This is a genomic window from Lipingzhangella halophila (assembly GCF_014203805.1).
Taxonomy (GTDB): Bacteria; Actinomycetota; Actinomycetes; order Streptosporangiales; family Streptosporangiaceae; genus Lipingzhangella; species Lipingzhangella halophila.
Map to the genome: position 1 here is coordinate 903724 of NZ_JACHJT010000002.1, position 13519 is coordinate 917242.

Below are 13519 nucleotides of genomic sequence, written 5' to 3' on the forward strand. Positions count from 1 at the left end.
GCGGATGTGTCCCGGTTCACCGGGTAAGCACGATCTTCCCTACGTGTGCACTCGACTCCATGACGCGGTGCGCCTCGGAGGCGTTCGCCAGTTCCATTGTGCGATCCACGATTGGCCGGATCGTGCCCTTCTCCACAAGTGGCCACACGTGCTCGGTCACCTCGGACACTATGCGGGCCTTCTCCTCGACGGGCCTGGCGCGCAGGGTGGTCGCGTGCACGGAGAGCCGCTTGACGAGCATCCGGCCGAGATCGAGCTCGGCCGAGCGTCCCCCCATCAGCCCGATGATGACCAGCCTGCCGTTGACGGCCAGCGAGCGGACATTGGTGTCGAGGTAGGAGCCGCCCATGATGTCGAGGATGACATCGGCGCCGTTCCCACCGGTCTCCTCTTTCACCCGTGCGGCGAAATCCTCGTCACGGTAGTTGATCGTGACGTCGGCGCCGAGTTCGCGGCAGCGCTCCAGCTTCTCCTCGCTCCCCGCGGTCGTGACAACACGAGCGCCGTGTGCGTGCGCGAGCTGAATGGCGAAGGTGCCGATCCCGCTTCCCCCGCCGTGCACCAGCAGTGTTTCGTCGGAGCGCAGGGCGCCCACCATGAACACGTTGGACCAAACGGTGCAGGCCACCTCGGGCAGCGCCGCGGCCTCGACCAGGGAGACACCGCGCGGCACGGGCAGGAGCTGGCCAACGGGGACCGCGACACGCTCGGCGTAACCCCCGCCGCTGAGCAGGACACAGACCTCGTCGCCGACCGACCAACCGGAGGTCTCCGTGCCGGGGCCGAGAGCCGCGATCCGCCCGGAGCACTCCAGGCCCGGGTACTCTGGCGCTCCCTTGGGGGGCGGGTACGAACCAAGGCGCTGGTTGATGTCCGCTCTGTTGACCGCCGACGCCGCGATGTCGACGAGGACCTCACCGGAGCTGGGGAACGGATCGGGAACCTCCGTCCACGAAAGAACGTTGGGCGACCCGGGTTCAGTGATCACGATCGCATGCATGAACCGAACGGTACCCGCCGCACTTGGGCCGCGCCCTCCCCTGGCTATACCTGTGGACAGATGGTGATGAATCCGTTTGGCACGTGGTTTTATCTTTGTTGACTGGGGTCAGGAAGCTCATGAGTCAGGGGTGTCTGACTTGGCCGAGTCGTCCCGGTGTGAGCCGGTCGTCCAACGAACGATCCTGCACGCCACGTTGAACCGCTTTTGAGGAGAAGATCGCGGTGGCACCGAGAGAGCACGACGGATGGGAAGGCGCAGGTACTCGTCCGTGGGGCGACGATCCTGAGCAGGATTACCCCGAGGGCGCGGATCCTGGGACTTCTGCGGATGGGCAGCTTGGCGCGGCGGACGACGTTTCCCCGGCCGACCAGTGGTTCGGCGGCGGGATGCTCCCCCCGCCTCCGCCCTATGCCCAACCGGCCGGCGACCAGTCCGCGCCGCCCTACCCCCAGGCGCCGCCGGAGCCACCGCCCATGCAGCCGGCGCCACCAGCGCACCCCGCGAGCACAAACGGCAACGGCACCGCGCAGAACGCCGGCCCTCCGCAACCGGCGCATCTGGAGGATCAGTGGGCGCCTGCTGAGAGGGCGTGGGGCGGGGAGCCCGCGAACGCCGGAACTCCGCAGTACCGCCCCGAGCCTCCGACGCCCCCCGAGGACCAGTGGTCCTCTGAGGATCAGTGGGCGCCTGCTGAGGGGGCGTGGGGCGGGGAGCCCGCGAACGCCGGAACTCCGCAGTACCGCCCCGAGCCCCCGGCGCCCCCCGAGGACCAGTGGCCCCCCGAGGAAACCGCGTGGACGGGGAGGTCCGCGTTCCCCCCGGAACAGCCGCACGTCGCGTCCACTCCCGATACCCAGCAAGCGGAAACGGTGTGGGAGCAGCCCGCGGGCCAGACCGATGTTCCCGGTGAGCCGGCCGCCCCGAACGCCTTTCCCCCGGAGGGCGAGATTCCCGAGGCCGAGCCACTGCCGCCGCTCGACGCCTCCGAGCAAGGTCGGCAGTACCACGTTCCGGCCGCCCACGCGCCCAACCCCGAGGCCGCCGCTCCGGAGCCTCCGGAGTACGCGCCCGAGGGGAACCGCAGCGGGCCGCAGGAGCCCCCGGAACCGGCGGGACATCCGTACGCCTTTCCGCAGCCCGAAGACAATACCGAGTGGGCGCCGCCGGAGCCCACTGGCCCGCCAGTCTTTGGCGCGGCGCCGGCCGCCGAAGGCGGTCCGCATCCCGCGTACGCGGTAGAGCTCCCGGCCACCGAGGAACCCGACTGGCGTCGGATCGCCCCCGAAGACGCCCCGAACTCCGGCTCGCAGCCTTCGGGCTCGTCCGCTCCCGACGCGGCGGAAGGTCCGCGAGGCACGCCGGGCGGCGAACCCCGGCCGCCCGTTACGCCGCCTTCGGCCAGCGCTGAGCCGGGTGCGCCCAGCGGTCCGCAGACCGCGTACGCACCCGGGCACCCTGGAGCCGCACCCGGCTCCTCCCCTCCGGCGGGGCAGCCGTGGGGCGCCGCTCCCGAGGGGGCCGGCCCTGAGCAGGCGGCGAGCGGCGGATGGGCACCGCCGCGGCCTCCCCACGGGCCGCAGTACGCCAATGAGGCGCCCTATCCGCCCGGCGGGCAGCCGGCGCGACCGCCAACGGGTGCGCAGCCGTCACCGCCGCCGGGGCAGAACCCTTACGACTGGCGGCCGCCGAGCCAGCCGAACGCGCCGCAGACCGGTCCACAGGCACCCCCCGCTGCAGGACCCCCGAGCCAGCCCCAGCAGGCCGCTCACGGGTCCACAGCCGAGCCGCGGACCCCGCCGGCGGCCGATGGTGGCCCGCCCAACCCGTACCAGGTCCCGGGCTCGCCGCCACAACCCCCGCAGACTGGCCCCCAAGCGCCTCCCGCGCCCCCGTACCACGGCCAGCAGGCGCCGTACTCGCAGCAACCCGCTCCGGGGTGGGGGCCGCCGCAGTCCGGTGGGCCACCAGGGCCCTCCCCGGCCGCGGCAACGGGGTTCCAGTACCACACCCACCTGCCCCACGAAGGGGGGCCGGGCCAGAGCCGGCCGGAGACCGCCGATGCCCTCGACGCGGACTCCCTGGTGCGCGGGCGGCGCCCACCTTCGAAGGGGTGGCGCAGGGTGGTGCGCTCGGCGACGTTCGGGATAGTCGACCCCGGAATGTCGGCCGCCGAGACCCGGCGCCGCGGACTCACCCAGCGCGCCACCACCCACGTGGCCGGCGGGCACCACCGGGTTGCCGTGCTCAGCCTGAAGGGCGGGGTGGGCAAGACCACCACGACCGTCGCGCTCGGCTCCACCCTGTCGTCGCTGCGGGGCGACCGGGTGTTGGCGGTCGACGCCAATCCCGACCGCGGCACGCTCTCGGACAAGGTGCGGCTGGAAACCGCGGCCACGATCCGCGACCTGCTCAACGAGCGGGATCAGATCACGCGCTACGCGGATATCCGCGGGTTCACCTCCCAGGCGGCGAGCCGGTTGGAGATCCTGGCCTCCGACCGCGACCCGGCGGTGTCCGAGGCGTTCAGCGAGGCGGACTACCGGGAGGTCACCCGGATCCTGGAGCACTTCTACTCCATCTGCATCACTGACTGCGGCACGGGTCTGCTGCATTCGGCGATGCGGGGTGTCCTCGGGCTGGCCGACCAGGTCGTGCTGGTGAGCTCGGCATCGGTCGACGGTGCGCGCAGCGCCAGCGCCACGCTCGACTGGCTGCAGGCCCACGAGTACGGCTACCACGTGCGGGGTGCGGTCGTTGTGTTGTCGATGGTGCGCCAGGACGGCAAGAGCTCGGTGGACCTCAACCGGCTGGAAGAGCACTTCGCCAGCCGGTGCCGGGCGGTGGTGCGGGTCCCGTGGGACGCGCACCTGGAAGAGGGCGCCGAACTCGACCTCGAACATCTCGCCCCGGCAACCCGCGACGCCTACCTGCAACTCGCCGCGACCGTCGGAGAAGCCTTCGCCTGGCCCCGCTAACCCCACAATCCCCGGCCGGCCAGGCCCGGCCGGGGCGCCAAGTGAGCTACCATCAATCGCGGCGCCATCACGCCATCAGGAGGGTTCGCATAGTGGCCGAGTGCGGCGGTCTTGAAAACCGCTAGGGCGTCCGCGTCCTCGTGGGTTCGAATCCCACACCCTCCGCTCACACCCTCGAAAAACCCCCGTTGACCAGTGGTTTTCCTGGAGCGGCGGGGGTTTCGCCGTGTCCGGGGGTGCGCAGCCGTAGGCCGCTCGCGGCAGCCCCAAGCGGGTGTTCGCGGAACATGTGCGGAATGCCCGTGCACCTGTCTGCGCAGGTCACAGCGAACGCGTAGCGGGGGGCACCGGAGTTCAGCCAGGTCGATACCGCCGTGTGCCGTAGGTCGTAGGGCCGTTTCGGCGAGCGGCGAGGCCGCCAGGTTCGGTGGCAGCGCCAGCTTGCGCGCCTGGCGCCACACGTCGCAGTAGGACGAGGTCGCCACGAGGTTCCCGCTCGACTGCCGAAACAGCCGGTCGCCCGTGCCCGTCCCGAACTGGTGAACGTGCTCCCGCAGCTGGTCTTGTTTCGGTTCGGTACGTCGGTAGCAGGCGGGTATTTCCAGTTCACCGCTACCTCCCTCGTGCGGACGAACTCTCGGTGCTGGTGCGTCCAGCGCAGGCGCACCATGATGCTGCTTACTCGAACAACTTTGTTGGCACCAAGGACCTCCCGATCGGGGACGAGCTGAACGCGATCCCTACGTGTTGCGGAGCAAGACGTTAGTGACACATGACTGGCCTCATCCCCGGTCAAGGCTCTCGGCTCCGGGCGCCTCTGGGATTACTCGGTTGAGCCCCATATGCGCATGGCCTGGAGGACGGCAGCCAAGTCATGACCACGTTGGGTCAAGGAGTAGCGCACCCGGGAGGGCCAGCCGCTGGTTCGTTTGCGATGGAGGACATTGGCGTCGGTTAGTTCGGTGAGCCGCTCGGTGAGGATCTTGTCCGAGATGCGGCCGAGGTTCTGGGCGAGTTCGTTGAAGCTCCTGGGGCCATGGAGGAGTTCGAGGATCACCAGGGCGGCCCAGCGTCGGCGCAGGACGGAAAGGGTGTTTTCGATCGGACAGGACGAGTTCGGGAGCGGTGTCGCACCGGGGCAGTCTTGCCGCAACGCCTGTGCAGCGTCGCTGACCATTTGGTTAGCCACAATGAGCCTCCTTAGGGTCGCCGTCAGAAGTGACTTTCGCGTAACACGCGCAGGCTCGACACACATCCCACCGGAGGACGACGAAATGACGCAGGACATGGCAGAGAGCGTGCAGAAAGCCGCGGTCGCCGAGACAGTGGTTCGCATCTTCCACGCATTGGATGACCGCGACTGGGGCACGATCGCTGCGTTGACGACGGACCCGGTGGACATCGACTATCCGTCAAAGCTGGGCGGCGCGGAGAAGATTTCAACCGAGGATTTTGTCTCCGGTCTGAGGGCATTCCTTCCCGGGTTCGATTCCACCCAACATCTATTGGCTCCCACCGTGGTTGAGCTGGAGACCGAGACGCAAGCTACGGTGCGGTTCCACGCCCGTGTTACGCACGTCCTCACTGAAGTCGCCGACGTTCCCATCTGGGTGATCGGTTGCCACTACACGTTCGGCTTCGAACATCAAGACGACATCTGGAAACTGTGTTCCTCGCGAGTCGAGGTGCTCTATGAGGAAGGCAATCGCGACCTCGAAACCGTGGCCCGGCGTCGGGCGCAGCCGCTGCAAACCTAGGACGCCGCAGGAGAGCCGTCGGCGGCAAGCCTCGCTCCGACGACTGGGGGGTTGTCGACTCCGTTGGCGTGCTGACGCAGCTCCCGGGCCGCCGGAGAACGCGGCCAGGCTACGCCTACATCGCCATCCTGGGTGGTCGCATCGGCTTACTCGATGATGTTCAAGAGTAACGGCGTTGCGCGCCGGACACCCGCTCGGGCTGCGGGCTGCCGCCCGGTCCCGAGCGGCGGACGGCTACCACAGCAGGACACCGAAAACCCAATTTCGTATTCAGAATTTTCCTTACGCCTTCAAGCCCGCGCCGTGCGGGGCCGCAGGAGAAGTCGTAGGACCGGAGTCCTGGAGACTTTAGGCACCTCTCCGGCTCAGGATCCTCCAGGACCAAGCCGGGGCCGAGTGCATTGCTTCGCAGGGTGAGGGCCCATGGCCCTCTCCAATTGGTCAAGCGTAATTGGCCCCCGGCATGGCCCTGCCAGAGCCGGACAGGGCACCGCCCAAAGTCTCCAGGACTCCTCCGTATCCGGTCATGTGCACGCTCTGCCGGACGCACGGCTGGCTACGGCTCTCTGCTGATACGGATTCCTCACCCGAGCCGACGTTGAACCTAGGTGCTCGACGACGAGATTATGGGGTACTGCAGGGAGCCACAGCATCCAGCCTGGACAGATCGGTTAACTGAATGACAACATCTGCTATGCGTACTTCCCGCGTTGAGAGGATTGCCCGCTTCACCTTCCAATGGCCTGAATACGTTGAACGGTTCGACTGTGGGTGGCAATTCCAACTCCACGTTGGCGGCGCAACCCATACCGTCCAGCATGGACTCGGCGCACGTAAAGTGTATGGGCGCCTACGTGTGCACACAGTCACCTGGATCGGCGGTCAGGTGCAAGTCGAGGGGACTGAAGCAGATGACTATCCTAATACCCGTGCTCTGCTCAGCCGACTGCGCTACCAGGACAAGAAGCTGATCCGTAAGCGCGACGATGTGCCAGCCGAGTATCACGGCTTCGAACTCGTCGAGCATCGCCATGAGATCGACGCGCAATACAGCCCTAACTGTATTGCGGTGAAGATCCGCGAGGATGACTTGGCTTCGTGGGGGATGCACGCCTGGCTCAGAATGTGTCGCCGATCTTGAAAGACCAAACCCCTTCTTTCCATCTGCTGAAGCGCCGCGCACTGGCCTTGTCCCTATTGCCCAGCCCTGAACCGCCCAGGACGCGGCGGTGCTTACTGCCCACCGGCAGACCTTGCGGCAACACTCGATGCCGTCGCTGCGCACTTCACTACGAATAAGCAGGCCAACGGTCTTGATTTACCACGGGCCCTTTGTGAGCGCGAGTTGACAGCAACAGTGACAGCGACGCCGCCCGATCAGAACGGATACCAGTGGATCCCGATCCCAGCCCGGCAGGCGTCTACGGGATCCCCTGGTCGAACTGATAAGGATGAGGCCTGTTCCCGCTGTGGGGGAGGGCTGCTCCCTGCCGTCCGTCGGGGCCGGACGCGTTGCGCATTTAATGCACACGGCGTCAGGAGATCTGGGGAAAGCGCGGGAACCAGCGGGATGCACCTGCCCAGGCAGAGAGCGGTTCCGCTTGATCATCCCAGCTCGCACAGCCACCCCCAAACGATTTGTATCCCGGAGGCCAGGAGGCGAACCCCTCCACCGAGCATGTGCGGTCCCGCCGCCGTGGTGGGCCGCCTTGCAAGCAGGCATCGTGCATGCTTGGGTCGTGCCGCAAATTCCCAGCCGCCACGAGGTTGTCGCCGTCTTCGAAGCTCTGTTGGACGGCCGAATGACACGCGACGAGGCAGAGCGGTGGGCCGGGCAACGGGTCGCCGACGACACTCAGGACCCGAACGACCCCGCCGTTTGGAAAGCCCTCGACCAGCTCTACGGAATCGATCTGCGACACGGCCCGGAACAGCCTTTCCTGCACAGCAGGGCACAGGTCTTCCAATGGCTCGACCAGCTTCGCAACGCTCCTTGAAATTCCCGATCCGATAGTTCCCGCCTCCGGATTCCGTGCTAACTCGGACGCCAACAAGGGCTGTGGACACTGCCGGACAATCCCACGCTTGCTACGGATCAGAAGGCTGAGAGGTTCGGGTCCCCGAGTGCACGACCGGCACGGGCAGTGCGCCACTGTCGGAACCAACCCCGGTGCCGGGCGTGTGGTTACCAGGAGGATCCCGCCCCGTAGCCCCCCGGGGCCGGAGTACCCGACTGCGCGATGCGGGTCTGTCTTGGGCTGAGACCGTTCGCACACTCGGGCACTCCGGTTCGGGACCGCGGTTGCACGCCGCTCGGGGTTGTTGGAGCGCACCGATACGCCGACCACTCGTAACCCTGCCGCTGTGGTCGGCCGCCTCCTTCCGTCCGTTGAGCACGAGAGAGGGGGCGGAACGCGATGCGTATTCATTGCACACGGCGCCGAGGAAGGCGGGGAATCGGTGAGACTGCGCCTCGCAGGTGAACGGGCGAATGGCCGCGTTCGGGCAAGCTCGCCGGCCGCGTTCGGGGCGTTTGTATACCGGAGGTCGGTAGGCGAACGTCCCTTGACGTCACTTCTGCGGCCATCCGCGTAGTCGTGGACACCGTTCCAGGGGCGCATCGGAGTGGGCCAGCGCGGCCTTCTTTCCGGCTGTTCTGGAGTGGTGTCTGTGTTGGCGCGCGTTAGCGCGGTGTCGCGAGTGGCTTCGTGCTCGTGGCTTTCCGCAACTGGAGTGCGGCGATCATGGCGAGCACGGTCACCGCGGTCAGGGAGAGGAAGGTGTCGGAGTAGGCCGGCGCGGTGCTGGTGTAGAGGGGATTGACCGCACTGTCCCCGCTGGTGTGCCGGGCTGAGAGCAGGACTCCGAACAGGGCCGGTCCCGCGCCGGCGCCCAGGAACTGGGCACCTTGGAAGATGCCCACCCCGACACCGACCTGCTCCGGCGGCAGGAGACGGCTTACCGCGCTGGTAGCGAGCGTAACGACGAGTGCGAACCCCGCGCCGAGCGCGAGGACCGCGATCCCGGCCAACACCGGGGAGGAACCGACGGCAACCGTGGACAGGAACAACGTCGATAGGCCGATCACTGTGAGGCCGGCCAGGGTCACGGTGCCCTCGTTCGCGCCGCGTTCACCGAGACGCCCGGCGAGCGGAGAGGACACCGCCAGCGCCAGTCCTCCGGGGATCATGACCAGACTGCCCTGGCCGGGTGTCAAGCCGTTGACCTCGATGACGAGGATCGGCACCAGAACCAGCGTCGCCAGGTTCACGAGCATCGCCAGAAAGATCACCACGACCGCGGCGACGTAGCCGTGGTTGGTGAACATCGATGGCGGCACGAACGGGTGCGCGACCGTGCGGGTGCGCCAGACGAAGAGTGCCGTTAGGGCAACGCCGGACAGCAACGTGCCCCATGAGGACACCGAGGTGAACCCGGCGCTTTCGGCCTGGGTGACACCGAATAGCACGAGACCGGCACCGGAGCCGAGCAGGATGCCGCCGAGCAGGTCGAAGGGGTGCCGATCGTGGGGTGGATCGTCGGTGATGACTCGGCGGATTACCGGAATGAGGGTCAGCGCGGTGGCCGCCATGAGCCAGAACAGCGCCGGCCATCCCAGCAGTTGTCCGAGGATCCCGCCCGTTGCCGGTCCCGCCGCCGTGCCCGCACCTCCGGCGGCACCGAGGAATCCGATGCCGACTGCGGTCTTGCCGCTGGGCAGCAGACGGGTGGCGGCCACGATCGCCAGCACCGGAATGGCAGCCCCGCCGGCCCCCATAACGATCCGGCCCAGTACGAGGACCAACAGGCTCGGCGCCAGGGCGCAGACCAGGCTGCCGATCCCGAAGACCGCCAGCGCGACGGTGAACAGCTGGCGGAGGCCGAACCGGTCGGCTATCCGGCCGTAGACGGGTATCCCGATGGAGCACATCAGCAGGAAGCCGGTCACGACCCAGGCCGCGCGGGCCGTCGAAGCCGCGAACTGCTCCGCGATGAGGGGAAGGACGAGCGAGACCATGTCGGCGGCGATGGGAATCAGCAGCATCGCCGGAACGAGCACACTCAGCAGACGAGGCAACGGGACGGCAGCGCTCGTCGGATCCGGGGCAGGCTTCACGGTTACTCCGTTCTCAAAACTGTAATCGTGTTGGTTGCAGTTAGGTGCAAGAGAAAGGCCGAAGGACTCCCTCCGGCCGTTGGGTCCGCTAGCTGGGTATGGGCGAGACGGCTTCGCGTCGTTGGATGCGGCGGAGCATCTCGGCGACGCTCGTCGCGGCAAGCCGGTTCTCCATCGCGCGCTGCGCGGCGGCGAACTCCTCCTCTAAGAGTGACTGCATGTGCCGCCCGATCACGCAGCTTTGGCTGGGCGGGTGGGCATGCGTGGGCAGCACTGTGACGTCATCCTCCACGGCGGCGTAGGCGTCGAGCAGAGTGATCTCTTCGGCGGGCTTCGCCAACTGCCAACCACCCCCACTGCCCTCGACCGCGGTAACCAGCCCCCTGTCCCGAAGCAGACCGAGGACACGACGCACCAGCACGGGGTTGCTCTCCAGGCTCTCCGCGATCCTCGCCGAGGACTGCAGGCCATCAGAGTCCCACCGGGCCAGAAACGTCAGCGCGTGAACCGCCACCGCGGTCCGGGTGCTGACCGCCATCACTTCCCCCTGGTTGGAACGGGTGGACACAGGCCACTGGCAATCTTGTCGCCGACAGGCCGTCAGGGCTTGGACGGGCGAGTATCTCGCGGTTAACGACGTATCTCGCCTCCGGCCCCCTGAACCATCGCGGCTCCTCCGCGGACCCACAACTGAAACCATACTAGTGACAGTTACGCCATGGGAAAAGCGCACTCCCTCAACGGCCCCTCAGGCTATGGTTCGCTACGTCGCGAACGTCCGGTCCCGCGACAGCGATTAGCCGCCGCGGTGGTCCGGGGCCAGACTGGGGGCATGGCGGAACTTGATGGCGTGCCAGTGAGGGCCGACGAGCTTCAGGCGCTTGCGCTGGTGAACTATGGGCACTTCACCTCGATGCGCGTTGATGACCAGCATGTGCGCGGGCTCTCCCACCACCTGGACCGGCTGGTTGGCGACTGCCGGGAGGTCTTCGGTACCGAGCTCGACCGGGCGCGGGTGCGTGAGCACGTGCGTCATGCGGTGGGCGACCGCTCGGGATCGTTCGTCGTGCGGGTGACCGTCTTCGATCCCGGGCTCGACGTCGGGCATCCCGGTGTGGCCGCGGAGCCCCGGGTGCTCGTCACCACCCGCACGGCGGGAGCGTGGCCGCCGGCGCCCCTTCGCGTTCGGCCGGTCCGGTACGCGCGGGACATGCCGCTGGTCAAGCATGTCGGCCTGTTCGGGGCGGTCATGCGCCGCCGCGGGGCGCAGCAGGACGGGTTCGACGATGCGCTCTTCACCGACAGCGCCTCGTTCATCTCCGAAGGCCCGACCTGGAACATCGCCTTCTTTGACGGGGAACGGGTCGTCTGGCCCGATGCGGAGGTCCTTCCCGGCGTCACCATGCGCCTGTTGCGGGAGGTGGACGGCGGCTGCGTGTCGGCACCGGTCAACCTGTCCGACCTCGGTGGAATGCGCGCCGCCTTCGTGACGAGTACGACGGTCGGCGTGCGACCGGTCATCGGTATCGGCCAGCTCGAGTTCCCCGCGGACCACGCGGTATTCGACAGCTTGCGCAAGAAATACGAGGAGATCCCGGCGGAACGGATCTGAGGTGCCCGCCCGCTCAGCGGCAGGGCCCATCAGGGGTGCTCGGGGGGTCGTTCCCGGCGCTGGGCGTGTCTCCACGGTCGGGTCCGATGCGTTCCGAGCCCCGCGCCGGGGGCGGAACCGAGGCGGGTGCGGCACCGCGCCTCTCCCGCACTGACGACCGCGTGTTCGGCCGCACGATGCCGCGGGAATGTCCCTACCGCTGGGTACGGTGACCCCATCGAGTGGTGCTGATGCTCATGGGCTGGAGGTCGATGTGCGGTTCCGGGTTGATCGTGACGCGCTCGCGGAAGCTGTGGCCTGGACGGCTCGGGCACTGCCCGCACGCCCTGCTGTCCCGGTCCTCGCCGGGATGCGGCTGGAACTGCCCGAGGGCTCCAGCCAGCTTCGGCTGTCGAGTTTCGACTACGAAGTCTCCGCTCGTTCCTCCGTCGAGGCTGAGGTGGAGGAGGGCGGGGCTGTTCTGGTCTCGGGCCGGCTGCTCGCCGAGATTGTCCGCAACCTCCCGGCGCATCCCGTGGAGGTCTCCTCCGACAGCTCACGGGTCCTCGTCACCTGCGGCAGCGCGCGCTTCACCCTGCTCACGCTGCCCCTGGAGGACTATCCTTCCCTGCCTGAGATGCCGGGCACCACGGGCTCCCTCGCGGCCGACGCCTTCACGGCCGCTGTGCGGCAGGTAACCCCCGCGGCGAGCCGCGACGATACGCTGCCCATGCTCACCGGTGTGTACCTGTCGTTCTCCGGCGACTCCCTGAGTCTCGTCGCGACCGACCGCTACCGCATCGCTGTCCGCGAGCTGTGGTGGCGGCCCGAGTCCCCCGATCTTGAGACCTCGGCGCTGGTTCCCGCACGCACGCTCGCCGACATCGCGCGTTCGGTCACGTCGGGGTCCAACGTCGGAATCGCGTTGTCCACGGTGTCGGAGGGAGCCGGGGTCACTCGTTCGGGCGGCGAGGGCATGATCGGGTTCGAGAACAATGAGCGGCGCACGACCACCCGGCTGATCGACGGCGATTTCGTCAAGTACGAGTCCCGGTTCCCGGCCGAGTTCGCCGCGCGCGCCACGGTGCCCACGGCCGCGCTTATGGAAGCGGCCAAGCGGGTCGCCCTCGTCGCCGACCGCAACTCCCAGCTGCGCATGTCGTTCTCGGCGAGGGAGGTGCTGCTTGAGGCGGGGTCGGGCGATGACGCCCAGGCCAGAGAGGCGCTCGAGATCGAGTACGAAGGCGACGATATGCAGATCGCCTTCGGGCCCGAGTTCTTCCTCGACGGCCTCGGCGCGGTCGACACCGAAACCGCCCGGTTCGATCTCACGACACCGACCAAACCCGCGGTCATCTCCAGCGTGCCGAGCGAGGAGGGGGCGCGTCCCGACTTCCGCTACCTCCTCATGCCGTTGCGGGTCTCCTAGTCGGGCCAACCTTCGAGACTGTGGACCTCGCCGTCGTCGTACGGCACGAACTGGTAGTGCAGGGTTCGGTAGCGCAGGACCCGGTGCGAGATCGGTACAGCCCACCGCTGCAGCACCGGGTGCCGGCGGCCGAGCAGGCGGGCGGCGCGCTTGGCGTCGTCGCCTTCGAGCAGTCGCACCTCGCCGCGGGTCGGCTTGCCGAGCGGATCGCCGCGGAAGGTACAGGGCCGGAGGTCGGCCACGGGGCGCCGGCGCAACCGCTTGGCCTTGCCCGAGTCCTCCCAGGTGCGGAAAAGAATGCGCGAACCGTCGACGACGATGCTGACAGGCGTGTTGACGCACCGCACGCCATCGCTGCGGTAGGTGGTCAGCAGGGCTGTCTTGGAACCGTGGAACGACCTCAGAAGTGTGGCTGCGGACATCCTCGTCACTTCCTGTGCGGGCAAAGGCTGGCTACCTTTCACTGTGCCCACTCTAGTGACCTGAGTCACCTCGAAGTGCCGCATGTCCACCGATGGAACGGCCAGCCGGTGTCCGGGACCGGCGTCTCCACACCCCAACCGGGCTCCGCCGGGCAACCCGGTCGCCCCCATTCGGCCGTGCGTACGGGTGCGGCCGGAGAGGGAAAACGGTGCAGTCAAACGGGT

Annotated in this window: 11 protein-coding genes and 1 tRNA gene; 7 read left to right on the forward strand and 5 right to left on the reverse strand. The window is 67.9% G+C overall.

Annotated features, from left to right (window positions below; genetic code table 11):
- Positions 1-16 precede the first annotated feature (16 nt).
- Entirely contained in the window at positions 17-1000 is a 984-nt protein-coding gene (locus F4561_RS31235) for an NAD(P)H-quinone oxidoreductase (RefSeq protein WP_184585266.1), read from the reverse strand.
- Positions 1001-2277: 1277 nt separating this feature from the next.
- On the opposite strand from F4561_RS31235, the gene F4561_RS34180 reads away from it, so the two are divergent.
- A complete protein-coding gene (locus tag F4561_RS34180; protein ID WP_446684986.1) occupies positions 2278-3978 on the forward strand; it encodes a MinD/ParA family ATP-binding protein in 1701 nt (566 codons plus the stop codon).
- Between the two features lie 78 nt (positions 3979-4056).
- Positions 4057-4143, forward strand: a tRNA-Ser gene (locus F4561_RS31245).
- A gap of 658 nt (positions 4144-4801) precedes the next feature.
- Here F4561_RS31245 and F4561_RS31250 read toward each other — a convergent pair.
- A complete protein-coding gene (locus F4561_RS31250; protein ID WP_221446399.1) occupies positions 4802-5167 on the reverse strand; it encodes a winged helix-turn-helix transcriptional regulator in 366 nt (121 codons plus the stop codon).
- Between the two features lie 85 nt (positions 5168-5252).
- On the opposite strand from F4561_RS31250, the gene F4561_RS31255 reads away from it, so the two are divergent.
- From F4561_RS31255 to F4561_RS31265, 3 genes are all read left to right on the forward strand, one after another.
- Positions 5253-5735: a nuclear transport factor 2 family protein gene (locus F4561_RS31255; protein ID WP_184585267.1), complete on the forward strand. Its 483-nt coding sequence runs from the start codon at positions 5253-5255 to the stop codon at positions 5733-5735.
- Positions 5736-6429: 694 nt separating this feature from the next.
- A complete protein-coding gene (locus F4561_RS31260) occupies positions 6430-6876 on the forward strand; it encodes a hypothetical protein (protein WP_184585268.1) in 447 nt (148 codons plus the stop codon).
- A gap of 598 nt (positions 6877-7474) precedes the next feature.
- Positions 7475-7732, forward strand: coding sequence for a YxzC family protein (locus F4561_RS31265; protein ID WP_312885738.1), 258 nt, complete (start codon positions 7475-7477; stop codon positions 7730-7732).
- Between the two features lie 686 nt (positions 7733-8418).
- On the opposite strand, the gene F4561_RS31270 is transcribed toward F4561_RS31265, so the two are convergent.
- Both F4561_RS31270 and F4561_RS31275 read right to left on the reverse strand, forming a co-directional pair.
- On the reverse strand, positions 8419-9852 hold the full coding sequence (locus F4561_RS31270; protein WP_221446401.1) for an MFS transporter: 1434 nt from the start codon (positions 9850-9852) through the stop codon (positions 8419-8421).
- An 88-nt stretch (positions 9853-9940) separates the two neighbouring features.
- A complete protein-coding gene (locus F4561_RS31275) occupies positions 9941-10390 on the reverse strand; it encodes an Rrf2 family transcriptional regulator (RefSeq protein WP_221446402.1) in 450 nt (149 codons plus the stop codon).
- A gap of 294 nt (positions 10391-10684) precedes the next feature.
- On the opposite strand from F4561_RS31275, the gene F4561_RS31280 reads away from it, so the two are divergent.
- The gene (locus F4561_RS31280) at positions 10685-11464 is read left to right on the forward strand and encodes an aminotransferase class IV family protein (RefSeq protein WP_184585269.1); all 780 of its coding nucleotides are present in this window, start codon (positions 10685-10687) and stop codon (positions 11462-11464) included.
- A 253-nt stretch (positions 11465-11717) separates the two neighbouring features.
- Positions 11718-12872 carry a DNA polymerase III subunit beta gene (gene dnaN / locus F4561_RS31285; protein WP_184585393.1) on the forward strand — a complete coding sequence of 385 codons (1155 nt, stop codon included), beginning with the start codon at positions 11718-11720 and terminating at the stop codon, positions 12870-12872.
- On the opposite strand, the gene F4561_RS31290 is transcribed toward dnaN, so the two are convergent.
- Positions 12869-13294 (reverse strand): PPOX class F420-dependent oxidoreductase, encoded by a 426-nt coding sequence (locus F4561_RS31290; protein WP_184585270.1) that lies wholly within the window; start codon positions 13292-13294, stop codon positions 12869-12871. The two genes, dnaN and F4561_RS31290, sit on opposite strands and share 4 nt — an antisense overlap.
- Between the last annotated feature and the right edge of the window lie 225 nt (positions 13295-13519).